The 24,448-nt window shown below is 63.3% G+C and carries 20 protein-coding genes; 8 read left to right on the top strand and 12 right to left on the bottom strand.

Annotation, left to right across the window (positions count from 1 at the left end):
- The first annotated feature begins 12 nt into the window (after positions 1-12).
- Entirely contained in the window at positions 13-1,380 is a 1,368-nt protein-coding gene (locus AC5ZG5_RS18635) for an LLM class flavin-dependent oxidoreductase (protein WP_456643220.1), read from the top strand.
- Between the two features lie 12 nt (positions 1,381-1,392).
- Positions 1,393-2,172 (top strand): fumarylacetoacetate hydrolase family protein, encoded by a 780-nt coding sequence (locus AC5ZG5_RS18630; protein WP_456643221.1) that lies wholly within the window; start codon positions 1,393-1,395, stop codon positions 2,170-2,172.
- Positions 2,173-2,267: 95 nt separating this feature from the next.
- On the opposite strand, the gene AC5ZG5_RS18625 is transcribed toward AC5ZG5_RS18630, so the two are convergent.
- The gene (locus tag AC5ZG5_RS18625; RefSeq protein WP_456643222.1) at positions 2,268-2,747 is read right to left on the bottom strand and encodes an Lrp/AsnC family transcriptional regulator; all 480 of its coding nucleotides are present in this window, start codon (positions 2,745-2,747) and stop codon (positions 2,268-2,270) included.
- Between the two features lie 150 nt (positions 2,748-2,897).
- Here AC5ZG5_RS18625 and AC5ZG5_RS18620 point away from each other — a divergent pair, with 150 nt between their 5' ends.
- Entirely contained in the window at positions 2,898-6,380 is a 3,483-nt protein-coding gene (locus AC5ZG5_RS18620) for an indolepyruvate ferredoxin oxidoreductase family protein (protein ID WP_456643223.1), read from the top strand.
- Here the strand turns inward: AC5ZG5_RS18620 and mctP are convergent.
- The 5 genes from mctP to AC5ZG5_RS18595 all read right to left on the bottom strand — a co-directional run bounded on the left by mctP (position 6,342) and on the right by AC5ZG5_RS18595 (position 11,897).
- Positions 6,342-7,841 carry a monocarboxylate uptake permease MctP gene (gene mctP / locus AC5ZG5_RS18615; RefSeq protein WP_456643224.1) on the bottom strand — a complete coding sequence of 500 codons (1,500 nt, stop codon included), beginning with the start codon at positions 7,839-7,841 and terminating at the stop codon, positions 6,342-6,344. The two genes, AC5ZG5_RS18620 and mctP, sit on opposite strands and share 39 nt — an antisense overlap.
- 15 nt (positions 7,842-7,856) lie before the next feature.
- Entirely contained in the window at positions 7,857-8,033 is a 177-nt protein-coding gene (locus AC5ZG5_RS18610) for a DUF3311 domain-containing protein (protein WP_028169316.1), read from the bottom strand.
- A 253-nt stretch (positions 8,034-8,286) separates the two neighbouring features.
- Complete coding sequence (locus AC5ZG5_RS18605) at positions 8,287-9,471, bottom strand: acyltransferase family protein (RefSeq protein WP_456643225.1); 1,185 nt, start codon at positions 9,469-9,471, stop codon at positions 8,287-8,289.
- A 30-nt stretch (positions 9,472-9,501) separates the two neighbouring features.
- Positions 9,502-10,776 carry a serine hydrolase domain-containing protein gene (locus AC5ZG5_RS18600; protein WP_456643226.1) on the bottom strand — a complete coding sequence of 425 codons (1,275 nt, stop codon included), beginning with the start codon at positions 10,774-10,776 and terminating at the stop codon, positions 9,502-9,504.
- A gap of 209 nt (positions 10,777-10,985) precedes the next feature.
- Positions 10,986-11,897, bottom strand: coding sequence for a LysR family transcriptional regulator (locus tag AC5ZG5_RS18595; RefSeq protein WP_456643227.1), 912 nt, complete (start codon positions 11,895-11,897; stop codon positions 10,986-10,988).
- A gap of 143 nt (positions 11,898-12,040) precedes the next feature.
- On the opposite strand from AC5ZG5_RS18595, the gene AC5ZG5_RS18590 reads away from it, so the two are divergent.
- The gene (locus AC5ZG5_RS18590; RefSeq protein WP_456643228.1) at positions 12,041-13,192 is read left to right on the top strand and encodes an HlyD family secretion protein; all 1,152 of its coding nucleotides are present in this window, start codon (positions 12,041-12,043) and stop codon (positions 13,190-13,192) included.
- Between the two features lie 91 nt (positions 13,193-13,283).
- Complete coding sequence (locus AC5ZG5_RS18585; RefSeq protein ID WP_456643229.1) at positions 13,284-14,897, top strand: MDR family MFS transporter; 1,614 nt, start codon at positions 13,284-13,286, stop codon at positions 14,895-14,897.
- Positions 14,898-15,014: 117 nt separating this feature from the next.
- Here the strand turns inward: AC5ZG5_RS18585 and AC5ZG5_RS18580 are convergent, their stop codons facing one another.
- The 5 genes from AC5ZG5_RS18580 to AC5ZG5_RS18560 all read right to left on the bottom strand — a co-directional run bounded on the left by AC5ZG5_RS18580 (position 15,015) and on the right by AC5ZG5_RS18560 (position 19,538).
- Entirely contained in the window at positions 15,015-15,872 is an 858-nt protein-coding gene (locus tag AC5ZG5_RS18580; RefSeq protein ID WP_456643230.1) for a D-amino-acid transaminase, read from the bottom strand.
- Between the two features lie 199 nt (positions 15,873-16,071).
- A complete protein-coding gene (locus AC5ZG5_RS18575) occupies positions 16,072-16,803 on the bottom strand; it encodes an amino acid ABC transporter ATP-binding protein (RefSeq protein ID WP_456643231.1) in 732 nt (243 codons plus the stop codon).
- Positions 16,804-16,988: 185 nt separating this feature from the next.
- On the bottom strand, positions 16,989-17,681 hold the full coding sequence (locus AC5ZG5_RS18570) for an amino acid ABC transporter permease (protein ID WP_028168055.1): 693 nt from the start codon (positions 17,679-17,681) through the stop codon (positions 16,989-16,991).
- Position 17,682: 1 nt separating this feature from the next.
- Positions 17,683-18,414, bottom strand: a complete 732-nt coding sequence (locus AC5ZG5_RS18565; protein ID WP_028168056.1) for an amino acid ABC transporter permease — start codon at positions 18,412-18,414, stop codon at positions 17,683-17,685.
- 212 nt (positions 18,415-18,626) lie between these two features.
- Positions 18,627-19,538, bottom strand: a complete 912-nt coding sequence (locus AC5ZG5_RS18560; protein WP_130229199.1) for an amino acid ABC transporter substrate-binding protein — start codon at positions 19,536-19,538, stop codon at positions 18,627-18,629.
- A 392-nt stretch (positions 19,539-19,930) separates the two neighbouring features.
- Here AC5ZG5_RS18560 and budC point away from each other — a divergent pair, with 392 nt between their 5' ends.
- Positions 19,931-20,701: a meso-2,3-butanediol dehydrogenase gene (gene budC, locus AC5ZG5_RS18555; protein ID WP_130229198.1), complete on the top strand. Its 771-nt coding sequence runs from the start codon at positions 19,931-19,933 to the stop codon at positions 20,699-20,701.
- A gap of 38 nt (positions 20,702-20,739) precedes the next feature.
- Here budC and AC5ZG5_RS18550 read toward each other — a convergent pair whose 3' ends face one another.
- The gene (locus tag AC5ZG5_RS18550; RefSeq protein WP_456643232.1) at positions 20,740-22,125 is read right to left on the bottom strand and encodes a M20 family metallopeptidase; all 1,386 of its coding nucleotides are present in this window, start codon (positions 22,123-22,125) and stop codon (positions 20,740-20,742) included.
- Between the two features lie 152 nt (positions 22,126-22,277).
- On the opposite strand from AC5ZG5_RS18550, the gene AC5ZG5_RS18545 reads away from it, so the two are divergent.
- Complete coding sequence (locus AC5ZG5_RS18545; protein WP_207231117.1) at positions 22,278-22,904, top strand: carboxymuconolactone decarboxylase family protein; 627 nt, start codon at positions 22,278-22,280, stop codon at positions 22,902-22,904.
- Between the two features lie 54 nt (positions 22,905-22,958).
- Complete coding sequence (locus tag AC5ZG5_RS18540; RefSeq protein ID WP_456643233.1) at positions 22,959-24,347, top strand: LLM class flavin-dependent oxidoreductase; 1,389 nt, start codon at positions 22,959-22,961, stop codon at positions 24,345-24,347.
- The last annotated feature ends 101 nt before the right edge of the window (positions 24,348-24,448 follow it).

The raw sequence follows: 24,448 nt of genomic DNA, 5'->3' as shown, positions 1-24,448 counted from the left end.
GGGGACAGCGGCATGACACGGCAAATGGCACTGGTCGGTTTCCTGCAGGCGCAGAACTGCACCAATCTGCCGGGCTCCTGGCGCCATCCGCAATCGCGCGACGATTCGATGTCGGCGGATTACTACCAGGAGATCGCGCGGATCCTCGAGGCTGGCAAATTCCACATGGCGTTCTTCGACGACCGCCTGGCGATGCCGGACCGCTATGGCAACGATCACGCCCACACCGTCGAATACGGCATCCGTTGCGTGAAGATGGACCCGGTCATCGTGCTGACCACGATGGGCATGGTCACCGAGAAGCTCGGCCTCGCCTCGACCTGTTCGACCACTTACTACGAGCCGTTCGACGTCGCGCGCCGCTTCGCCACCCTCGACCTCATGACCGGCGGCCGTGCCGGCTGGAATGTGGTGACTTCGGTCAATGACGGCGAAGCCCTCAACATGGGCCGCGAGCACCATCTCGAACACGATTTGCGCTACGACCGCGCCGACGAATTCATGGAGGTCGTGCTCGGCCATTGGGATTCCTGGGAGGACGGCGCACTCATCGTCGACAAGAAGAGCGGCCGTTTCGCCGATCCGACCAAGGTGAAGCGGCTCGATCACGACGGAAAGTTCTTCAAGTCGCGCGGACCCTTCACTGTGCCGCGTTCGCCGCAGGGTCATCCCGTCATTATCCAGGCCGGCGCTTCCGGCCGCGGCCAGCGTTTTGCCGGGCGATGGGGCGAGGTGATCTTCACCGCCGCGCGCAATCTTGCCAGCGCAAGGCAAGGCTATGAGGCGATCCGCAATGAGGCGGCAAAGGCCGGTCGCGATCCCGACCAGATGTTCCTCTGCAATCTGATCACGCCGGTGTGCGGCGCGACCAAGGCCGAGGCGGAAGACCGAATGGCGCTGATCCAGAAGCTGCCGCTGGAGATCGACGCGCTGTCCCTGCTCGCCGAGGGACTGAACTTCGACTTCGGCGCCAAGGGCATCGACGAGCCGCTGACGACGGAGGAACTGCAGGGCATGCAGGGCATGCTCGGCATCCGCGACGGCGTGCTGAAAACCTCCGGCAAGACCAATCCAACCACGCGCGACTTCATCACCTTCTCCGGCCGCGGCCTGGTGAAGGATGCGATCGTCGGCGGCCCGAAGGACATCGCCGATCGGCTGGAGGAGATGTTCGTCGGGCGCGGCTGCGATGGATTTGTCATTGCGGCGAGCTATGTGCCCGGTTCCTACGCTGATTTCGTTCGCCACGTCGTGCCGGAATTGCAACGCCGCGGGCTATTCCACCGTGACTATACCGGCAAGACGCTGCGCGAGAATCTCGGCCTGCCCCGTCCCGCGGCCGGAGCCTGGAAAATCTCGCCGCAGGTTGCGGCGGAATGAGAGAGCAGATCGATGCGCTGGCTTAAATTCACCGCCCAAGAGAAGACCTCCTGGGGTCTCGTCGAGGGTGAAAAGGTCGTCTCAGTGGACGGCGATCCCTTCGGCGAATGGCGGCGTACCGCGGAGACGCATGCGCTCCGAGACGTAAAGATCGAGCTGCCGCTGGTCCCGCGCACCTTCTATTGCGTCGGGCTCAATTATCTGAAGCACCTGAAGGAGGCCGCCGATAAGCGCGGCGAAATCCCCGCCGTGCCCGACCGGCCCGAAATCGGCTACCGCGCCCAGAACGCCCTGATCGCCCACGATGAGGACGTGGTGATCCCGGCGACCGCAACGGAAAAGATTCACTACGAAGGTGAGCTCGTGGTCGTCATCGGCAAGAAGGCAAAACACCTCGATGCGGCGAACGCGATGTCCTGCGTGTTCGGCTACACCATCGGCAATGACGTCAGCGAGCGCAGTTGGCAGAAGGCCGACCGCGGCCTCTGGCGCTCCAAGAACGCCGATACCTTCAAGCCGATGGGTCCATGGATCGAGACCGATGTCGATCTCGACAAGATGGAGACGGTGGTGCGGGTCAACGGCAAGGAGACCAACCGCTTTCGCACCAACGATATGATTTTCGGCATCGTCCCCTTCATCGTCGAACTGACGAAGTATTTCACGCTTTGGCCCGGCGACGTGATCTGGATGGGCACCGACGGCGCCTCGCCGGACCTGAAAGCGGGTGACGTCGTCGAGATCGACATCACCGGCATCGGCACCCTGCGTAACCGGTTCGTGAGGGAGTAGCGATAAGGTTTGTAGGGTGGGCAAAGCGAAGCGTGCCCACCATCACGAGCGGAGTGCTCGAAGGTGGGCACGCTTCGCTTTGCCCACCCTACGTCTCAATCCTTCCGCGGCCGCCTGGTATCGAACGGCAGGGCGACGCCGGTCTTGATCTCCTTCAGGATCATGTTGGTGCGGACGTAGCGGATGCCGGGCACGCGGAACATGAATTCGTCCAGGAACTGATTATAAGCGTGCATGTCGCGCACCACGACGCGCAGGTGATAGTCGGCGTCTCCCGTGGTCGCGAAACATTCCAGGACTTCGCTGCGCCGTTTCACCCGCGCCACGAACTCGTCGACGAATTTCGCATCATGCCGCTCCAGCGAAACATGAAGGATCGCCGACGTTGCAAAGCCGGCACGCTCACGTTCCACCAGCGCCGAATAGCCCGATATCACCCCGGATTCCTCCAGCCCGCGCACGCGCCGCCAGCAGGCTGAGGTCGACATGCCGACCGCCTCGGCAAGTTCCTGGTTGGTCGCGCGTCCGTTCTTCTGCAGTTCAGTGAGGATGCGTTCGTCCTGCTCTTCGGCCATGAGGGCATCTCCGTTTGGTAGATTCTACCAAGAACCATGACTTCTTACAAAAGCCTACCGATTGACGGCGTATCGCGGGGATGAATTGGTAACACTTGCCGAACGGACGGGATTACCGTCAGCCGACTCGAATCCGATCCGAGGCCGGCCATGGATGCCATTCCCTCCCTCGACACCTACCAGCTTTCCGACCGCTATGAACGCGATGACGGCCGCGTCTTCCTCACGGGCACGCAGGCCATCGTCCGTATCGTGCTCGACCGGGCCAGACGCGATCGCGCGGCGGGGCTGAACACCGCCGGCTTCATCTCCGGCTATCGTGGCTCGCCCCTCGGCGGCGTCGATCTCGAACTCTGGCGCATCGCCAATCGCCTCAAGGCGGAGCGCATCGAATTCCTGCCCGCGGTCAACGAGGACCTCGCGGCAACCGCAGTGCTCGGCTCGCAGCAAGTCGAGACCCAACCCGATCGCACCGTGCAGGGCGTGTTCGGCCTCTGGTATGGCAAGGGCCCTGGCGTCGACCGTTCCGGCGATGCGCTCAAGCATGGCAACGCCTATGGCTCGTCACCGCATGGCGGCGTGCTTGTTGTCGCGGGCGACGATCATGGCTGCGTTTCCTCCTCGATGCCGCACCAGTCCGACGTCGCCTTCATGAGCTGGTTCATGCCGACGCTGCATCCGGCCAGCGTCGCCGAATATCTCGAATTCGGCGAATACGGCTACGCGCTCAGCCGCTTCTCCGGCATGTGGGTCGGCTTCAAGGCGATCTCGGAGATCGTCGAATCCGGCGCCTCCGTCGCGCTGCGCCCGCCACGCGTTTTTCACGTCCCCGATTTCACGCCGCCGCCCGGCGGCTTGCACTATCGCTGGCCCGATCTTCCCGGACCGCAGATCGAGGAGCGATTGGAAGCGAAGAAGCACGCGGTCTACGCCTTTGCAAAAGCCAACCCGATCGACCGCCACATCTACGACATCCCGCACGCGACCTATGGCATCGTCACGACCGGCAAGGCGCATCTGGACCTGATGGAAGCGCTGCGGCTGATTGGCCTCGATGAGGCTGCCTGCCGCCGCCTTGGCATCGACATCTATAAGGTCGGCATGGTCTGGCCGCTCGCGCTGCACGACGCGATGGAGTTCGTGAAGGGCAAGCGCGAGATCCTGGTGGTGGAGGAAAAGCGCGGCATCATCGAGAGCCAGTTCAAGGAATATTTCTACGACTATCCGGGCTCGAAGCCGGAGCGGATGGTCGGCAAGCATGACGAGACCGGCGCACGGCTGATCTCATGGATCGGCGAATTGTCGCCGCGCGCGCTCGCCGAGGTGCTGGCGCGGCGCCTCGACCCGATCTTCCCCGGCCTCGATCTTGCGAAGCGCGCCGCCGCACTCACCCCTGACGCACAGCGCGTGATCACGATCGCGGGCGCGACCCGCACACCGTATTTCTGCTCCGGCTGCCCGCACAACACCTCGACCAAAGTGCCGGAGGGATCGAAGGCGCTCGCCGGCATCGGCTGTCATTTCATGGCGAGCTGGATGGACCGCGAGACCTCGTCCTTGATCCAGATGGGCGGCGAAGGCGTCAACTGGGCGGCATCGTCGCGGTTCACTAACCACAAGCACATCTTCCAGAATCTCGGCGAAGGCACCTATTATCACTCCGGATCGATGGCGATCCGCCAGGCCATCGCAGCCGGCGCCAACATCACCTACAAGATCCTGTTCAACGACGCCGTGGCCATGACCGGCGGCCAACCGGTCGACGGGCCTGTGAGCGTGCATGCTATCGCACACAGCGTCCGCGCCGAAGGCGTGGCGCGGATCGCACTGGTCTCGGACGAGCCCTCGCGGTTCGCGCCCGCCGACTTCCCCATCGGCGTCACCATCCATCCGCGCGAGGAGATGGATGGCGTGCAGCGCGAGCTGCGCGACATTCCCGGCGTCTCCGTGCTGATCTACCAGCAGACCTGCGCCACCGAAAAACGCCGCCGCCGCAAGCGCGGCCAGATCGAAGAGCCGCCGCGCTTTGCCTATATCAACGACCTGGTCTGCGAAGGCTGCGGCGACTGTTCGGTGGAATCGAACTGCCTCAGCGTCGAGCCGAAGGAGACGCCGTTCGGCCGCAAGCGCCGCATCAATCTCTCGACCTGCAACAAGGACTTCTCCTGCCTCAACGGCTTCTGCCCGAGCTTTGTCACTATCGAGGGCGCCAGGCGCCGCGCGAAGCCGGCAAGCAGCATCGATCCGCAGGCGCGCGCGGCCATGCTGCCGCTGCCGGTGCTTGCGCCGATCGACCGTCCCTATGATCTCCTGGTGACTGGCGTCGGCGGCACCGGCGTCATCACGGTCGGCGCGCTGATCAGCATGGCCGCGCATCTGGAGCGCCGCGGCGTCTCGGTGCTCGATTTCACCGGCTTTGCGCAAAAGTTCGGACCGGTTTTGAGCTATATCCGTATTGCCGCCCAGCCGGACGAACTGCACCAGGTCCGCATCGACCAGGGCGCGGCCGACGCGCTGATCGGCTGCGATGTCGTCGTCAGCTCCTCCGCCAAGGCATCAGGCACCTATCGGAATGGCATGCGCGCCGCGCTCAACAGTGCGGAGATGCCGACCGGCGACGTCGTGCGCTTCCGAGATGCGGACCTTGCCGCATCAACCCGCCTGCGCGCCATCGAGAAAGTGATCGGCAGCGGTCATCTCAGCACGATCGACGCCAATGCGCTGGCCGAGCGGCTGCTCGGCGACACCGTCTTTGCCAACATCATCATGCTTGGCTTCGCCTGGCAGCAGGGCCTCGTCCCGGTCTCGTTGAACGCGCTGCTCCGTGCGATCGAGCTCAACGGCGTCGCCATCGAGCGCAACAAGCAGGCCTTTGCCTGGGGACGCATCGCCAGCGTCGATCCGGACTTTCTGCCCGACGCGGATAGAGCGAGAACGATCGAAGCGGAAACGCTCGATCAGGTGATCGCGCGCCGCGCCGATTTTCTGACGGCCTACCAGGACGTAGCCTATGCTGCGCGATATCGGAAAACAGTGAAGCGGGTGCAGGATGCCGAGGCTTCGCTCGGAACGGAGGCGCTGACGGACGCGGTCGCGCGCGCTCTGTTCAAGCTGATGGCGTACAAGGACGAATATGAGGTGGCGCGGCTTCACATGGAGACCGGCTTCCTCGACGAGCTGCGCCAGCAGTTCGATGGCGATTTCTCGGTGAGATATCATCTGGCGCCGCCGTTCCTGCCGGCGAAGGAGGACGCGCGCGGTCGGCCGCGCAAACGCAGCTTCGGCCCATGGATCAGGACGCCGCTGAAGATTCTTGCGCGCCTGAAGACGCTGCGCGGCACACCGTTCGACGTCTTCGGCTACACCGCCGAGCGCCGCGCGGAGCGCGACCTTATCGCCTGGTATGAGGGACAGATCGATGCCCTGCTCGGCCGGCTCGATGCCCGGCGCATGCCTGACATCCTCGCGATTGCCCGAGCGCCGATGGACATCCGCGGCTACGGCCCGGTGAAGGACGCGGCGATCGCCAAGGTGAAGGCGGAGGTCGCGGGCCTGTCGGCGCAGCTCGCACAAGCTGCGCCGAACGAAGCTGCGTCAGGATCGCGCCGGGGCGCCGCGTTGAGCCGGCCGTGACAGCCAGCTCACGATCACGGTGGCGATCGCCGCAACGGCGATGTTGAGAATCAGCGCGCCGAGCCCGACATAGAAGGTGTAGCTGTCGCCGCCAAAATTGATCGTCGCCAGCGGCTTCAACCCATTGCTCCACGCCGTCCATGATCCCCAGCCGATGCCGGCCGCCCAGCCGAGCAGCAACCCCTCGGCACGGAACCAGCGCGTAAACAGGCTGAACACCAGCGCCGGCAGGATCTGCATGATCCAGAGGCCGCCGAGCAGTTGCAGGTCGAGCGCATATTGCGTCGGCAGGAACAGGATGAAGGCCAATGCGCCGACCTTCACCACCAGCGAAGCGATCTTCGCCACCGACGCCTCGCCGGCATGGGTGATATCTGGATTGACGTAGGACTTCCAGATATTGCGCGTGAACAGGTTGGCGGCGCCGATGCTCATCACCGCCGCCGGCACCAGCGCGCCGATCGCGATCGCCGAGAAGGCGAAGCCCGCAAACCAGGGTGGGAACAGCGCCTTGAACAGCATCGGCACGACGTCGTTCGGCGAGGACACCTGAATGTGCGCGGCATGGGCCATGTAGCCGAGCAGCGCGATCAAGCCGAGCAGCAGCGTATAGGCCGGCAGCAGGATCGCATTCTTGCGGATCGTGTCGGCAGATTTGGAAGCAAAGACGCCGGTCAGCGTGTGCGGATACATGAAGGCCGCAAGCGCCGAGCCGAGCGCGAGCGTCGCAAAGGCCAGCATCTGCGACGGTTTCAGGATCAGGCCGGTGTCGCCGCCCTTCGCCGTGAAGGCATCGTTGGCGGCAGCGAACACTGCGCCATAACCGCCGAGCTTCGCCGGCACCACCACGACCGCCACCAGCACAACGATATAGATCATGATGTCCTTGACGAAGGCGATCAGCGCCGGCGCGCGCAGGCCGGAACTATAGGTATAGAGCGCAAGGATGACGAAGGCCGCGACGAGCGGCAGTTCGCCGCTCAGCCCCATCGCCTTGATCACGACGCCCATACCGATCAATTGCAGCGCGATATAGGGCATCGTCGCGACGATGCCGGTGAGCGCGACCACGAATTCGAGCGCCCGCGAGTCATGGGTGCCGTGCACGACGTCAGCAGCGGTGACGTAGCCTTTCGAATGCGCCACTTTCCAGAGTAGAGGCATCACCGCGAACACGAAGGGATAGACGATGATGGTGTAAGGCAGCGCAAAGAAGCCGTAAGCGCCGACCGCATAGACCAGCGCGGGCACGGCGATGATGGTGTAGGCGGTGTAGAAGTCGCCGCCGACGAGGAACCAGGTGACCCAGGTGCCAAATTGGCGGCCACCCAGGCCCCATTCATCGAGATGCTCGCTGACGGCGCCGGATTTCCAGCGCGCCGCCATGAAGCCCATGACGGTGACGAGCGCAAAGAAGAAAACAAAGACGGAAAGCGGAATCCATTCGATCTGATCAGCCATGACGTGCACCTTCCTTCAGGCTTCGTCAGGCTTGCGGCTGCGATAGACCAGCCAGATCAAGAATGAAGTGATCGGCACCCAGGCGAGTTGATACCAATAGAAGAAGGGGAAGCCGAACAGCGACGGTTCCAGGAAATTATAAAATGGCACCCACAACAGGCCGACGAACGGCAGTAGCAACAAGATCCACATCGCGGGACTCTATCTCCAGGCTCGCCGGCGATCTTGCACCGGCTCGTGACTGGAAACGCTCTAATCAGTGGATCGTTGCTGAACCAAGCACATTTCGGCATTGCTGCGTTGCGCGAGTGGGCTTCATCTCAGGGCTTGGGAAAACAACCTCTAGAAAACAGCCTCGTAGCCCGGGCGGAGCGTCAGCGTAACCCGGGGAACTCGTAAACGCTGCTGCAGGTGTCCCGGGTTCCGCTCCACCCGGGTTACGAGACTAGATCATCCGCGCAACGAGCGGAATCCTGCGCAGCGCCACTGTTAGCGCCCAGCTCGCCGCAAGTGTGCCGGTGAACACGATGGCTGCCTTCAGGCCGGCTGGCCAGGCACGGTCGTAGACCAGGTACTGCAGGTAGATGATGAAGATGTAGTGCAGGAGATAGATGCCATAGGCCGAAGGCTGCATGGCATCTAACAGGGGCAGTTTGGCCCTCGCGAAACGCAGGAAGGTTGCCGGCAGCGCGAACGCCATCGCCGCGCTGAACAGCGCGAAGGCAAACGCGTAAGCCACTTCCCACCACGTCGGCGGATTGTTGAAATCGATCCAGTTGTGGTGAGCGTAGACCAGGAGCAGGATCGCGCCGTAGAACGCGAGCGCGTAGCCAAGCCACAGCAACCAGCGATTTGCCATTTCGCCGTTCTCCGCGAAAATGCCCGTGCGCAGGCTGACCACGCCGATGCCGACGCCGGTGAAGAAATAGGCGGCATAAAGCAAGATGCGGCTGGTCTGGATCGGCAGCGGATAACCGCCCGGCTCGAGCCAACTCGCATCACCAAAGATGAGGCGCATCGGCACGTAGGAAACAAGCGAGACCACCAGGAATGCCGCGAACGCCGTCATCGGCAGGTTGCGCGTCAAGAAGATCACCTGGCCCAAGCCCTTGAGCAGCCGCGGCCCGACCGACCACACGATGACGGTCAGAATATTGAGCGCGAGCAGCACCCACAGGAACCAGGCCGGTCCCGACGGCCATGGCCCGATGGTGAGCGTGTGCCACCAGAAATGGAAGAAGTTGAAATCGGTCGTGCCAGGCAGATGATAGCGCAGGAAGGTCGGATAGTAGGCCACCGGCATCAGCACGAAGATCGACACCAGATAGGGAACGCCGAGGCGCCAGGCGCGGGCCGCGATGAAATTCGCTCCGCCCCGGCGCGTCAGGCTGTCGTGCACGAACAGGCCCGAGATCATGAACATGCAGGCCATGAAGAAGCTGTCGTTGAACAACACGACAAGGTCGAAGCCGAGCCAGCGCGCTTTGTCGCCGCTGCCGAAATGAGTGTAGTTCACCACCGAATGATGGATCAGCACCAACAGGATGATGAAGGTGCGCGCGCGGTCGAGCGCAACGATGCGAGACGTCGCAATTGCGCATTGATCGGTTCCATCGGTCTTGCGCAGCATCGGGCTGTTCCGGATCAGATTTCTGTTCGATCACTTTTCGAATGCGTCGTAAACGATCTTCTTGACATTGACCTCAACGTGCCACCGCCCGGAGGGCGCGTTCAAGAGCAGCACGAAGAACATGTCCTGCAACGGGTCGACGACGATATACGCCCCCGAAGCGCCGTCCCACTTGATCTCGCCGGGCGAGCCCGGCGGAGGCGGCACGGCATTGCCGGCATCGGTGCGGATCCCGAACCCGTAGCCGAAGCCGAAGCCGTCGCCCGGATAGTAGAAATAGTTGCGGGCGACGCCCGATCCCGGCCCGATATGGTCAGTCATCATCGCCTTGAAAGTTTTCGGGCCGAGAATGGTCTTGCCATTCAGCGTGCCGCCATTGAGCAGCATCTGGCCGTAACGCGCCATGTCGGCAACCGTCGATACCAGGCCGCCGCCACCGGACTCCCAGCGCGTCACGTCGAGCGGATTGCGCTCGATGCGCTCGTCACTGCGCAGCCGCCGCGCATAGCGGGCGCGCTCCGCCGGGTCGGTCAGGAAATATTTGGTCGTGGTCATGCCGAGCGGCTCGAACAGCGCCGTCTTCTCGAACTCATAGAGCGATTGTCCCGATGCGACCTCGATGACGCGGCCGAGTACATCGATCGAATGGCCGTAGTCCCATAATGTGCGCGGCTGCTCGGCAAGCGGCAGCTTCGCGATCCGCTCCGCGAATTCGGCATTGTCGAAGTCGCCGAGATAGATGCCGTCATAGGCCGCCTTCACCAGCCCCGCGCCATAGAAGCCGTAGGTGATGCCCGACGTGTGCAGCAACAGATCCTCGATCGTGACCGGACGGATCAGCGGCACCAGATCGAGCACCGGGCGACCCGACTCGTCCTTGCGCTCGACGCCGACCTTCATGTTGGCAAAGGAAGGGATGTATTTGCTGACGGGATCGTCGAGCGCGATCTTGCCGCGGTCGATCAGGATCATCGCCGCCACGCTGGTGACCGTCTTCGTCACCGAATGCAGTGGAAAGATCGTATCCGCAGTCATATCGATGTTCGCTTCGACGTCGCGCTTGCCGAAGCATTTGAAATAGATCGGCTTGCCATGCCGCTGGATCAGCAGCGCCGCGCCGGGAATCTTTCCGGTCGCGCTTTGCTCGGTGAGGAAGTCATCGAGACGCGAGAGCTTTTCCATCGACAGCGGCGCATTCGGTGGCGGCCCGAACGCCGCGGCCGGCAACGGCGCGAGCAAGCAGGCGAGCATCACGGCAAGCGGCGTCATGGTTCGGCACAATGACACCCGCTTCAGCGCAAACATGCCGCTCCCTCCTGCCCTATTCTCATGCAATCTATTGGATTACGCTTCGCCGCGCCATCACCTCGTTACAAGCGATGATTTATCGGCGGGCGAATAGGAAAAGGCCGACGAATTGTAGGGTGGGCAAAGCGCAGCGTGCCCACCGTCCATCCACCACCACCCGTGAATGGTGGGCACGCTGCGCTTTGCCCACCCTACGCTTCCCAATACTACGAATAGGGGTCGATCAGCTTCTGCTGCTCGGCGCTGTGGTTTACCAGCATGTCGATGAAGGTCCGCACCTTCGCCGATAGATGATGGCGATGTGGATAGACTGCGTTCAACGAAAGCTCGACGGGCCGGTATTCCGGCAGCAGGCGGACCAGCCGTCCCGCTTCGAGATCGCCGTGAACCAGGAAGCCCGCTGCGAGGCAGATGCCGGCCCCCTGCAGCGCCGCCATGCGCAGCGCCTCGCCGCTGTTCGTGGTGAAGCGGCCGGATACCTTCACTGATGCCGGCGCGCCTGTGCGGTCGATGAACCGCCACTCGTCCTGGTACGGATAGTTTACGTGCCGCACGCAATCGCGCTCGCTGAGCTCGGCAAGCTCATGCACCGCGCCGTGCCGTTCGATGTAGTCGTGGGAGCAGCACAGCACGTGGCGCCAGGTGGCGAGACTGCGCACGATCAGGCTTGAATCCGGCGGCCGGATCATGCGCACGGCCACGTCAAAGCCCTCGTCGATCATGTCGACCGTGCGCTCGCCCATCGAGAGATCGACCCTGACCTCCGGATAGGTCTTGAGGAACTCGGCGACGACGGGCGCGACATACGGCACGGTGTGGGCATGGGTATAGACGCGTAGCGTGCCGCGCGGCGTCGAATGCAGCGCGCCGGCGATGTCGTCGGCCTGCTCGATGTCGGCGAGGATCTGCACGCAGCGGTCGTAATAGGTGCGCCCGACCTCGGTGAGACTCACCTTGCGCGTGGTCCGGTTGAGCAGGCGGACGCCGAGGCGGTCCTCCAGCGCCTGGACATGGTTGCTGACCATGGTCGTGGACATGTTGAGGCGGCGGCCGGCGGCCGAAAAGCCGCCGCTATCCACCACCCGGACAAAGGCCGTCAGGCTGGTCAACCGGTCCATGCGCGAGTTCCCGATTATTTGCTCTCACTGGATAATCCTTCCAGTTTTGGCGGGATTATCACAGCGCTGGAGACATCGCATGTATGTCGCGGATTTGGCGCCCTCCCGCCCGGGAGGCGCGCCTAAACGTATTCGGGGTAGCCATGTCGACGACATCCTATGTCACTGATACAACAGAGAAAATAAGCCTGCGCCCGTCGCGGCTGGTGATCAGGCGGGCGGCATTGGCGCTGGTCGCCGTGCTCGGCGTCGTCGGCATTGCCGATTTCGGCTACGACTATCTCACCACCGGCCGCTACCTCGAATCGACCGATGACGCATATGTGAAGGCCGATTCCACGATCGTCTCGCCGAAGGTCTCCGGCTATATCGCACAGGTGCTGGTCAGCGATAACCAGCCGGTCAAGGCCGGGCAGTTGCTGGCCGAAATCGACGACCGCGATTTCCGGGCCGCACTGGCCCAGGCCCATGCCGACGTCGACGCCTCCGAGGCTGCGGTGCGCAACCTCGATGCCCAGCTTGCCCAGCAGCAGCCCATCATCGAACAGGAAACGGCCGACGTCGCGGCCGCCGAAGCCAATCTCAAATTCGCCCAGGAGGAGCAGGCTCGCTACGAGGGGCTGATGAAGACCGGCTCCGGCACGGTGCAGCGCGCGCAGCAGACCGACGCCGCCCTCCGTGCCAACAACGCGCAATTGCAGCACTCCAAGTCCGGCCTGCTCGCCGCCCAGCGCAAGGTCGATGTGCTCACCACCGAACGTGCCAAGGCGGTCGCGCAGCTCGATCGCGCCCGCGCGGTGGAGCGGCAGGCATCGCTGAACCTCAGCTATACGCGGATCACCGCGCCAGTCGACGGCACCGTCGGCGCACGCTCGCTCAGGGTCGGACAATATGTTCAGGCCGGCACGCAGTTGATGGCGGTGGTGCCGCTCGATGCCGTCTACGTCGTCGCCAACTTCAAGGAGACCCAGCTCACGAATGTGCGCAACGGCCAGCCGGTCGAAGTCGAGATCGACAGTTTCCGCGGCACCAAGCTGCGCGGCCATGTCGACAGTCTGTCGCCCGCGAGCGGACTCGAATTCGCGCTGCTGCCGCCGGACAACGCCACCGGCAATTTCACCAAGATCGTGCAGCGCGTGCCGGTCAAGATCGTACTCGATGATATCAGGCTGAAGGGCCTGTTGCGCCCGGGCATGTCCGCAGTGCCGACCGTCGACACCAAGGCCACCGTGCTGGCCGAGCGCGAAGCCAAGAGCCGACTTGCCGCCAGCGCCGCGCGGCCGGACGGAGGCTAGCGGCGAGTTCTCCTCTCGCGCTTGCGGGAGAGGAGTGCAGCATCGATCGCGGAAGCAATTCGGCTTCATCACGCGCTAGCGGACGAGACTAATGACCACGCTACAGCCCACGCTCAACGCCGCGTCCTCCGCGGACCTCAGCCCAAAACCCGCCGCCGCACCGGCTATCCCCGCAAAAATCTGGATCGCGGTGGTCGGCGCCAATCTCGGCGCCTTCATGGCGGTGCTCAACATCCAGATCGTCAACGCCTCGCTGGCGGACATCCAGGGCGCGATCGGCGCCGGCATCGATGACGGCGGCTGGATTTCGACCTCCTATCTGGTCGCCGAGATCGTGGTGATCCCCCTGAGCGGCTGGCTCGCGCAGGTGTTCTCGGTCCGGCGCTATCTCCTGACCAATGCTGTTCTGTTCCTTGTCTTTTCCGCGGCCTGCGCGCTCGCGCACGACCTGCCGCAGATGATCGCGCTGCGCGCCGTGCAGGGTTTCACCGGCGGCGTGCTGATCCCATTGGCGTTCACACTGATCATCACGCTGCTACCTAAGGCGAAGCAGCCAATCGGGCTCGCCATATTCGCATTGTCGGCGACGTTCGCGCCGGCGATCGGCCCGACCATCGGCGGCTATCTCACCGAGAACTGGGGCTGGCAGTACATCTTCTATGTCAACCTGGTGCCCGGCGCGATCATGGTCGGCATGCTCTATTTCTCGCTGGAAGTAAAACCAATGAAGCTCTCGCTTCTGCGCGAGGGCGACTGGCCCGGCATCATCACCATGGCGATCGGCCTGTCCGCACTGCAGACGGTGCTGGAAGAGGGCAACAAGGACGACTGGTTCGGCTCGCCCTTCATCGTCCGCCTCTCCGTCATCGCGGCGGTGGCGCTAGTGGCGTTCATCGTGATCGAGCTCACCGCGAACAAGCCGCTGCTCAACCTGCGCCTGCTGCTCCGCCGCAATTTCGGCTTCGGCATGCTGGCCAATTTCCTGCTCGGCACCGCGCTGTACGGCTCGGTGTTCATCCTGCCGCAATATCTGTCACGGATTCAGGGCTACAATGCCGAGCAGATCGGCATGGTGCTGGCATGGACCGGGCTGCCGCAGCTCGTGCTGATCCCGCTGGTGCCACGCCTGATGCAGCGCTTCGACCCGCGCATCATCATCGGCGTCGGCTTCACGCTGTTCGCCGCCTCCAATTTCATGAACATCTATATGACCAATGACTACGCCACCGACCAGTTGTTCTGGCCGAACATCGTGCGCGCCATCGGCCAGGCGCTGGTGATGGCGCCGCTATCGGCGGTCGCGACTGCAGGGATCGAGGCCGAGAATGCCGGCTCGGCGTCCGGGCTTTTCAATATGATGCGCAATCTCGGCGGCGCCGTCGGCATCGCGCTGTTGCAGACGCTGCTGACCAAACGTGAGCAGTATCATTCCAACGTGCTGATGCAGTCGGTCTCGCTGTTGGAGCAGGCGACCCGCACGCGGATCGAGCAGCTCACGCAATATTTCATGAGCCATGGCGTCGCCGACCATGCCGATGCCACGCACCGCGCTATCGTCGCAGTCGGCAGGATCGTGCAGAAGCAGGCTTATATCCTGGCCTTCAGCGACACCTTTTACGTGATGGGCGTCGCGCTGATCGTCGCGCTGTTCGCCGCGGCGCTCCTGAAGAAGCCGAATGCGCTGGCCGGCGGCGGCGCGCATTAGGATTGCCGCGCGCACCCCCTCGTCATGCGCGGGCTTGACCCGCGCATCCATCAAAAAAGACTCTTCCGAAGCGAGATGGATTGCCGGGTCAAGCCCGGCAATGATGAGGGTGACATGCTACACCGCAGTCGCCTTGGCGAACTCCACATAGATCTCGCGCAGCCGCTCCGTCATCGGGCCGGGCTTGCCATTGCCGACCTTCTTGCCGTCGATGGCGACCACCGCCTGCACGAACAGGCTGGCGCTGGTGATGAAGGCTTCCTTGGCGGCCAGCGCCTCCTCGATCGAGAAGGCGCGCTCCTCGACGCGGAGCTGGCGTTCCTCGGCGAGCGCCACCACGGCCTTACGGGTGCAGCCGGGCAGAATTTCGCTGCCGTTCTGTCGGGTCACGATGACGTCGTCCTGGGTCAGGATGAAGGCAGAGGACGAGCCGCCCTCGGTGACCTTGCCGTCCTGGATCATCCAGGCCTCGCCGGCGCCAGCTTCGGCGGCCGCCTGCTTGGCCAGCACCTGCGCCAGCAGCGCCACGCTCTTGATGTCGCGCCGCTCCCAGCGGATGTCGGGCACCGTGATCACGTTGATGCCGGTCTTGGCCGAGGGCGCCCCGACGATGTCCTTCTCAGAGGTGAACATCACCAGCGTCGGCCTCACCCCTTTGGGAAAGGCAAAATCGCGTCCGGTATCGGCGCCGCGGGTCACCTCCAGATAGACCATGCCGTTGACGAGCTTGTTGCGCGCCACCAGCTCCTTCTGGATGTCCTGGATCCGCGCGATTGTTTCCGGCAGTTCCAGCCTGATCTCGCCGACCGAGCGCTCCAGTCGCGCCAGATGCGAGGCGTTATCGACCAGCCTGCCGTCGAGCACGGCGGCCACCTCGTAGATCCCATCGGCGAACAGGAAGCCGCGGTCGAGGACCGACACTTTGGCCTCCGAAAGGGGTACATAGGAGCCGTTGACGTAAGCGATCTTTTCCAAGCGAAGTCTCCCGGACGTAGTGATGCGATGGGGTTTCTATACGCAATTCGTTAATGCCGATAGGCCTCCAGGCCATCAAACCCTCGGCGTCATTCCGGGGCGATGCGCAGCATCGAGCCCGGAATCCATTTCCCCGCCAGCGCAAGCGGCTGAATGGAGTCCGGGCTCACGCTTCGCGTGCCCCGGAATGACGGCGGTATTAATGCTGCAAGATCTTCGACAGGAACTTCTGCGCGCGGTCGCTGCGCGGCTTGCCGAAGAAATCCGCCTTCAGCGCATCCTCGACGATCTCGCCCTGATCCATGAAGATCACGCGATGGGCGACCTTGCTGGCAAAGCCCATTTCATGAGTGACGACCATCATGGTCATGCCCTCGCGCGCGAGGTCGACCATCACGTCGAGCACCTCGCTGATCATTTCCGGATCGAGCGCCGAGGTCGGCTCGTCGAACAGCATCGCGACGGGGTCCATCGCCAGCGCCCGCGCAATCGCGACGCGCTGCTGCTGCCCGCCGGAAAGCTCCGCCGGATATTTCTTTGCGTGCTCCTTCAGCCCGACGCGCTCGAGCAGCTTCATCCCCTTTGCCACCGCTTCATCGTGCTTGCGGCCGAGCACTTTCTCCTGCGCCAGGCAGAGATTGTCGATAATCCGCAAATGGGGAAACAGCTCGAAGTGCTGGAACACCATGCCGACCCGCGCGCGCAGCTTCGGCAGGTCGGTCTTGGGATCATTGACCTTGATGCCGTCCAGGACGATCTCGCCGCCCTGGATCGGCTCCAGCGCATTGACGCATTTGATCAGCGTCGACTTGCCCGATCCCGAAGGGCCACAGACCACCACGACCTCGCCCTTGGCGACGCTGGTGGTGCAGTCCTTCAGCACCTGGAAGGTCGGCCCGTACCATTTGTTGACGTGGCGAAGTTCGATCATGCCTGGCTCAACTGTTGCCGCGAGATCACCTCTCCCGAAGGGAGACGTCGGCGCGCAGCGCCGGGTGAGGGGTTAAGGTCCCTCGATAGAGCAGGGCCCCTCACCCGGATCGCTTGTGCGATCCGACCTTTCCCTATGGGAGAGGTGAAGAGGTGCGTGCCTCGAAATTTCAACTGCATGACTATCTACCGAACTATGGCGATGCGCGCCTGGAGGCGGCGGACGCCGAAGGAGGCAAGGCAGGAGATGGTGAAATAGACCACTGCCGCGAACAGGTACATCTCGACCAGCCGCCCGTCGCGCTGCGCCACCTTGCTGGCGGCGCCGAGGAAATCCGGGATCGACAGGACGTAGACTAGCGAGGTGTCCTGGAACAGCACGATGGTCTGGGTGAGCAGCACCGGCAGCATGTTGCGGAACGCCTGCGGCAGCACGACGTAGCGCATGCTCTGCGCGTAGGTCAGGCCGAGCGCGCTTGCCGCCGCCGGCTGGCCGCGCGAAATCGACTGGATGCCGGCGCGCATGATCTCGGAGAAATACGCCGCCTCGAACATGATGAAGGTGATCAGCGAGGAGGCGAACGCGCCGACGCTGATCGGGCGCGACGCGCCGGTCAGCCACTGCCCGATATAGGGTACCAGGAAATAGAACCAGAAGATCACCAGCACCAGCGGCAGCGAGCGCATGAAATCGACATAGAGCCCGGCGATGCGGCCGAGCAGCTTGAAGCCGGACAAGCGCATCAGCGCGATCAGCGTTCCAAACACCAACCCGCCCAGCGCCGACAGCGCGGTCAGCGTCAGCGTGAACGTCATGCCGTCGACGAAGAGGTAGGGCAGCGAGCGGCGGATGACGTCGAAATCGAAGCTGCCGAGCATGCTATTTCCCCGCGATGTAGCCGGGAATCGCGACCTTGCGCTCCAGGAAGCGCATGCCGGTGACGACGACGATATTGACCAGCAGATACATGATGGTCGCGGCCGTGAAGGCTTCGAACACCTGGAACGAGAATTCCTGCATCGCGCGCGCCTGCCCGGTCAATTCGATCAGCCCGATGGTGATCGCCACCGCCGTGTTCTTCACGGTGTTGAGGAATTCGGAGGTCAGCGGCGGCAGGATGATGCGATAGGCCATCGGCAGCAGCACGTAGCGATAGGTCTGTGCCGTCGTCAGCCCGAGCGCGGTCGCCGCCTGCTTCTGGCCCCGCGGCAGCGAGGCGATACCGGCGGCAAGCTGCACGGCAACGCGCGCCGACATGAACAGCCCGACGCCGATCGAAGCCGTCCAGAACGGCGCGTTCGGCATTTGCTTCAGCCACAGTCCCGCCGCGCGCGGCAACAGTTCCGGCAGCACGAAGAACCACAGGAAGAGCTGCACCAGCAGCGGCATGTTGCGGAAGAATTCGACATAACAGAAGCCGATCCAGCCTGCGACCTTCGACGGCAGCGTGCGCAGCACGCCAACCACCGAGCCGAACACCAGCGCGATGATCCAGGCCGTGAGCGCGGTCTTGATCGTCAGAGCCAGCCCCGACAGCAGCATGTCGAGATAGGTGCCACTGCCGGTCGGGTTCGGCTCGAAGAAAATCTGCCAGTTCCAGTGATAGTTCAAAGCTCCCCCGTTCCGCGATACGCCCGGCCCGCCCATGCAATGGCCGGGCCAAGGATGGCCGGCCAGCCGCTGTTTCCCCTCATCCTGAGGAGCTTGCGCAGCAAGCGTCTCGAAGGATGAGGCCACGGTCGGGCCTCATGGTTCTCCCGGCGATGCGAAGCATCGTCCCGAGACGCGCTACGCGCTCCTCACCATGAGGTCTAAAGCTGCGTTTACTTATACGAATCCGGGTCCGGCGAGTCCGAGGGCTTGGCGAACTCGTTCTTCAGCTCCGCAGCGATCGGCGTATTCAGGTTCAGCCCTTTCGGCGGGATCTTCTGCGTGAACCATTTGTCGTAGATCTTCTGTCCCTCGCCGCCGGTGTAGAGCGCGGCAGTCGCCGCATCGACCACCTTCTTGAAGGCCGGGTCGTCCTTGCGCAGCATGATGCCGTAAGGCTCCGGCTTCGAGAATGCGTCCTTCGAGATCACGTAATCGTCGGGCGTTTTCGACCCCGCAACCAGACTTGCGAGCAGGATATCGTCCATCACGAAGGCGACCGCGCGGTCGGTTTCGACCATCAGGAACGCTTCCGCGTGGTCCTTGGCCGGGATGATGTTGACGTTGAGCCCGCGCGCGGCGTTGGCCTCGGTGAGCTGCTTGATGTTGGTGGTGCCCGCGGTCGACACCACGGCCTTGCCCTTGAGATCGTCGATCGAATTGAGCTTGCTCGACTTTTTCGAGACGTAGCGGCTCGCGGTGAGGAAATGGGTGTTGGTGAAGGAAATCTGCTTCTGCCGCTCGGCGTTGTTAGTGGTAGAGCCGCATTCGAGATCGATGGTGCCGTTGGCGAGCAGCGGAATGCGGGTCGATGACGTCACCGGATTGAGCTTCACCTCGAGCTTGTCGAGCTTCAGTTCCTTTTTCACCGCGTCGACGATCTTGTGGCAGATGTCCATCGCATAGCCGATCGGCTTCTGGTTGTCGTCGAGATAGGAGAAGGGGATTGAGGAGTCGCGGTGGCCGAGCGTGATCGTGCCGGTCTCCTTGATGTTCTTCAACGTCCCCGTCAGCTCCTGGGCGCCGGCCTCAGCCGCGCCGAGCGCGGCGGCGAGCGCGAAGCCGATCGAAAGAAGGCGTTTCATGCGTAGTTCTCCTCGTTTGGATAGGTTCGATTGTGTCAGAATGTCCGTCAGCCGCATTTGGTCGGACGGCGCGGCAACGCCGCGACGGCGGCATGGCTCGCATCCGAGATGACGTCATATGGCTCAAGCAGGTGTCCCCAACGTGCCCGGCGATGGCTGCCGCCATGATGGCCTGAAGTGCGGACAGTCGCAAGGTACCCGCGGCGGTGCACTTTAGTCGCACCCGCTAGAGCCTCGTCGAGAGCGCTCCGCCTCCGCGCAGCCGATTCGTAGTCTCGTCGCCGTGACCGCCTTCAAATGTAGCCAAGAATGTCTCCGCTGAAATACAACTGCAATCGAAGCTCCCCAGCATCCGCCGACGCATCGATCGCATCAGGTGGAGTTCACGAGCTATGTCCCGAAGGTTCGACGGCAAGGTAGTCATCGTCACCGGCGCCGGCAGTGGTATCGGCGCTGCGACCGCACGCCGATTTCATGAGGAAGGAGCGATCGTCGTCCTGAACGGACGCCGGGCGTCCAAATTGCAGGACGTCGCCGCAACCTTGACAGCCGACCGCTGCATGATCCGGCCGGCTGATGTCTCCAACGCGAATGCGGTTGAAGACCTCGTCACCGATGTCGTCCGCAGGCTCGGCAGGATCGACATTGTCGTCAACAACGCGGGAACGGGAACTGCCGGGGCTTTCCTCGATCTGCCCACTCAGAATTGGCGCGAGGTCTTCGCGGTCAACGTCGATGGGGTCTTCAACGTAACGCGGGCGACGCTTGCTCATCTTATCGAGAGCAAGGGCTCGATCATCAACGTGTCATCCATTTCGGGGCTTGGCGGCGATCGCGGGCTCAACTTTTACAACGCCACAAAAGGCGCGGTCAGCAATCTCACGCGGAGCCTGGCCCTCGAATTTGCCCCAAAAGGCGTGCGCATCAACGCGGTCTGTCCAGGCACCATATTCACCGACCTGACGAGGCGCGTCTTCGAACACTTCCCTGACGTGCTTCAGCGGCTAGAAGAACGCATTCCCCTGGGACGGGCAGCCCAGCCGGAAGAGGTTGCCGGTGTCATCGCGTTTCTTGCCAGCGAGGATGCGAGCTTTGTCAATGGCGTAAACTTGGCGATCGATGGCGGCGTCGGCGCATCGACGGGCTCGGCACCCTTTATATAGACCGCCCTATGCGGACTCGCTTGGTGCGTCGGCTGCGATCACAGCGCCCGCGCCATCTCACCGAGATCCCAGAACAGGCCGGCCATGATCGTGAGCGCTTCTTCCGTCACCGGCAGCAGAATGTGCTCGTCGGGTGCGTGCTGCGAGCAGCCGGGATAGGAATGCGGCACCCAGATCGTGGGCAAGCCGAGACCTTCCGAAAATACGTCGTTCGGCAGCGAGCCGCCGAAATTCGGCAGCACCGCCGGCGCCTTGCCGGTGGTGTTGCGGATCGATGTCGCGGTCCAGTCGATCCAGGGACTGTCCATGTCGGTCCGCGACGCCGCAAATCGTTGCGCGCCGCTGACCTCGACCATCGGGAAACCATTGGCATGGAGATGCGCGCGCACGGCATCGACGACCTTGTCGATCTTCGTGCCGACAACGAAGCGAAGCTGCAGCACGGCATTCGCCTTCCCCGGGATCGCATTCGCCGGGCTTGCGATATTGCCTGCTGACTGCGCCAGCACTTCCAGCGTGTTCCAGGCGTAGAGCCGCTCGGCGGGCGACAGCCCTTCCTCGCCCCAGTCCGGCGACAGCGCCGGCTCGTCCGCGCCCGGCTCGACCTTCACATCCGCCAGCGCCGCGCGGACCCGGTTCGAGATCGGCGGCGGCTTCAAGGCTTCCAGTTTCATCCGGCCCTTGGCGTCGACCAGGCTCGCAATCGCGTTCGCCAGGATGGTGGCGGGATTGGCGAGCACACCGCCCCAATTGCCGGAATGATGCCCGCCCTCGCGCAGGTTGACATCGAGATGGATGCGGTTGCCGCCGCGGCAGCCGAGGAAGATCGTGGGCCGTTCGGCCGAAAGCCGCGGCCCGTCGGATGCCAGGAACAGGTCGGCCTTGAGTTCCTCACGATAGGCTTCGCAGATCGTTCGCAGGTCGGGCGAGCCGATCTCCTCCCCGGTCTCGATGATGAACTTTACGTTGAAGCCGAGCCTGCCGCCGCGGGTCTCCCGCACCGCACGCAGCGCCGCGATATTGATGCTGTGCTGGCCCTTGTTGTCTGCGGTGCCGCGGCCATAGACGCGGTCGCCCTTGATGGTGGTCTTCCAGGGATCGAGATTGTCGCGCCATTCGCCGATCATGCCGTCGACGACATCGCCATGGCCGTAGGTGAGCACGGTCGGGCGCGAGGCGTCCTCTATATATTCGGCGAGCAGATATGGCCCCTTCCCTGTCGGCGATTCGATCAGGCGAGTCTTGAAGTCGAGTTCGGCCAGCGCAGGCTGCAGATTCTCCGTGAGATAGGCGCGCAGCGCGTCACCGCTGCCAGGATTTTGGCTTTCCGTGCGATAGCCGACCCGCTTGTCGAGCTCGCGCAGGAACTCGCCAGAGTGAAATTGCGCGCGCACCCGCGCGATCGCGTCAGCCCTGTCAGCCATGATCTGCCTTTCCCGCAACCAACCTGCCCACCTCTTATAGGGATATCGCGGCGGCTGGAAGACGCCCGAATAAAGCTTGCCAACGCTCGCCAAGCTGCAACAATTTCCGCGCAGTCCGGCGTCCGTCCGGACATCAAATAGGGAGGTCATCCATGAAAACGATCCTGCGCGTCTCGGCACTTTGCATCCTGTTCACCGGCGTCGCACCGGCCGCGACCGGCGAGCGCTTTCCGGAGATCCCGCTGGAGAAGATGACCCCTGCCCAGCGCACGGTCGCGGATGCCATCATGTCCGGCCCGCGCAAAGGCATGAGCGGACCGTTCAATGCCTGGTTACGCAGCCCGGAACTCGCGGACCGCTTGCAGAAGGTCGGCGAATATCTCCGTTTCAACACCTCGCTCGACAAGCGCGTCAACGAGATGGCGATCATCATGACCGCGCAATATTGGGGCTCGCAATATGAGTGGTATGCGCACGCGCCGCTCGCGCTGAAGGCGGGGCTCGATCCGAAGATCGTCGCGGCGCTCGGTGCCGGCCGCAAGCCCGAAAACATGAAGGAGGATGAAGCGATCGTCTGGGAGTTCACTACCCAGCTCCGCCGTGACCATGGCGTCGACGATGCCATCTACCAGAAAGCGGTTGCAAAATTCGGCGAACAGGGCGTGATGGATTTGGTCGCGGTGAACGGCTATTACGATGTGGTGTCGATGACGCTCAACGTCGCGCATGTCATGCCGCCGGCCGGTGAGGAACTGCCGTTCGGGCAGGCCGGACGATAAATTTCTTCCACGCTTTGGCGCGGCAGCGATGCCGCGCTTCTCGGGTTGCCCACGATGACAAAACAAATCCGGCTCAACGCCTTTGCCATGAACTGCGTGGCGCATCAGTCGCCGGGATTGTGGACCCATCCGCGCGACCGCACCGCGGAGTATAACCGGCTGCCCTACTGGCTCGATCTCGCCAAAACGCTGGAGCGCGGCCGGTTCGATGGTCTGTTCCTCGCCGACGTGCTCGGCGTCTATGACGTGTTCGGCGGCGGCCCGGACGCTGCGCTGCGCAATGCCGCGCAGACGCCAGTGAACGATCCCCTGCTGCTGGTTCCGGCGATGGCCGCGGTGACGAAGCATCTCGGCTTCGGCGTCACCAGCAATCTCTCCTTCGAGCCGCCCTACACATTCGCGCGGCGGATGTCGACGCTTGACCACCTGACCGAAGGCCGCGTCGGCTGGAACGTGGTGACCGGCTATCTCGACTCGGCCGCGCGCGGCGCCGGCAAGGACAAGCAGACGGCGCATGACGACCGCTACGAGATCGCCGACGAATATATGGAGGTGGTCTACAAGCTCTGGGAAGGATGTTGGGAAGACGACGCTGCGATCCGCGATCGCGCGCGCAGCATCTTCACCGATCCCGCCAAGGTGCATCCCGTCAAGCACGAGGGGAAGAATTATCGCCTCAACGCGCTGCATTTGAGCGAGCCGTCGCCGCAGCGCACGCCGGTGCTTTATCAGGCCGGCACGTCGCCACGCGGCCGGCAGTTCGCCGCCGAGCACGCCGAATGCGTATTCATGTCGGGACCGTCGGCCAAGGTGATCGCGCCGCGAGTCTCCGCCATCCGTGAGCTTGCCGCCCAGAAGGGCCGGAATCCGGCCGAGATCCTGATGTTCAGCATGATGACCGTCATCCTCGGCCGCACCGAGGCCGAAGCAAACGCGAAATATGCCGACTATCGCAGCCACATCAGCCATGAGGGCGCACTGACACTGATGTCCGGCTGGACCGGCGTCGATTTCTCGACCTACGACCTCGACCAGGAGGTGCGCCATGTCCATAACGACGCCGGCCGCACCGCGATGGACAACATCACCCGCGCCGATCCCGATCGCATCTGGACCGTGCGCGAGGTCGCCGAGCATGTCGGCATCGGCGGCATCGGCCCGGTCGTGGTCGGCACACCGGAAAAGGTCGCCGATGACATCGAGCGCTGGTTCGAGCAGACCGACGTCGATGGCCTAAACGTCGCGTTTGCGATCTCGCCCGACGATTTCGAGGACATCGCCGACATGCTGGTGCCGGAATTGACCCGCCGCGGCCGATACAAGCAGGACTATGCACAAGGCACGCTGCGGGAGAAATTGTTCGGCACGGGCCGCGCGCGGCTGACGGACGAGCACCCCGCGAGTCGCTACCGCATCAAGCCGCACGCGACGGCAGCGGAGTAGGATTGACAGCCCCTCACACCGTCATTGCGAGGAGCGAAGCGACGAAGCAATCCACGCTTCCGCAAGCGGCGCAATGGATTGCTTCGCTTCGCTCGCAATGA

It is taken from the genome of Bradyrhizobium sp. Ses1, assembly GCF_059512365.1.
Note: the sequence above shows the minus strand (reverse complement) of the source record. Positions and strands in the feature narration are given on the sequence as shown.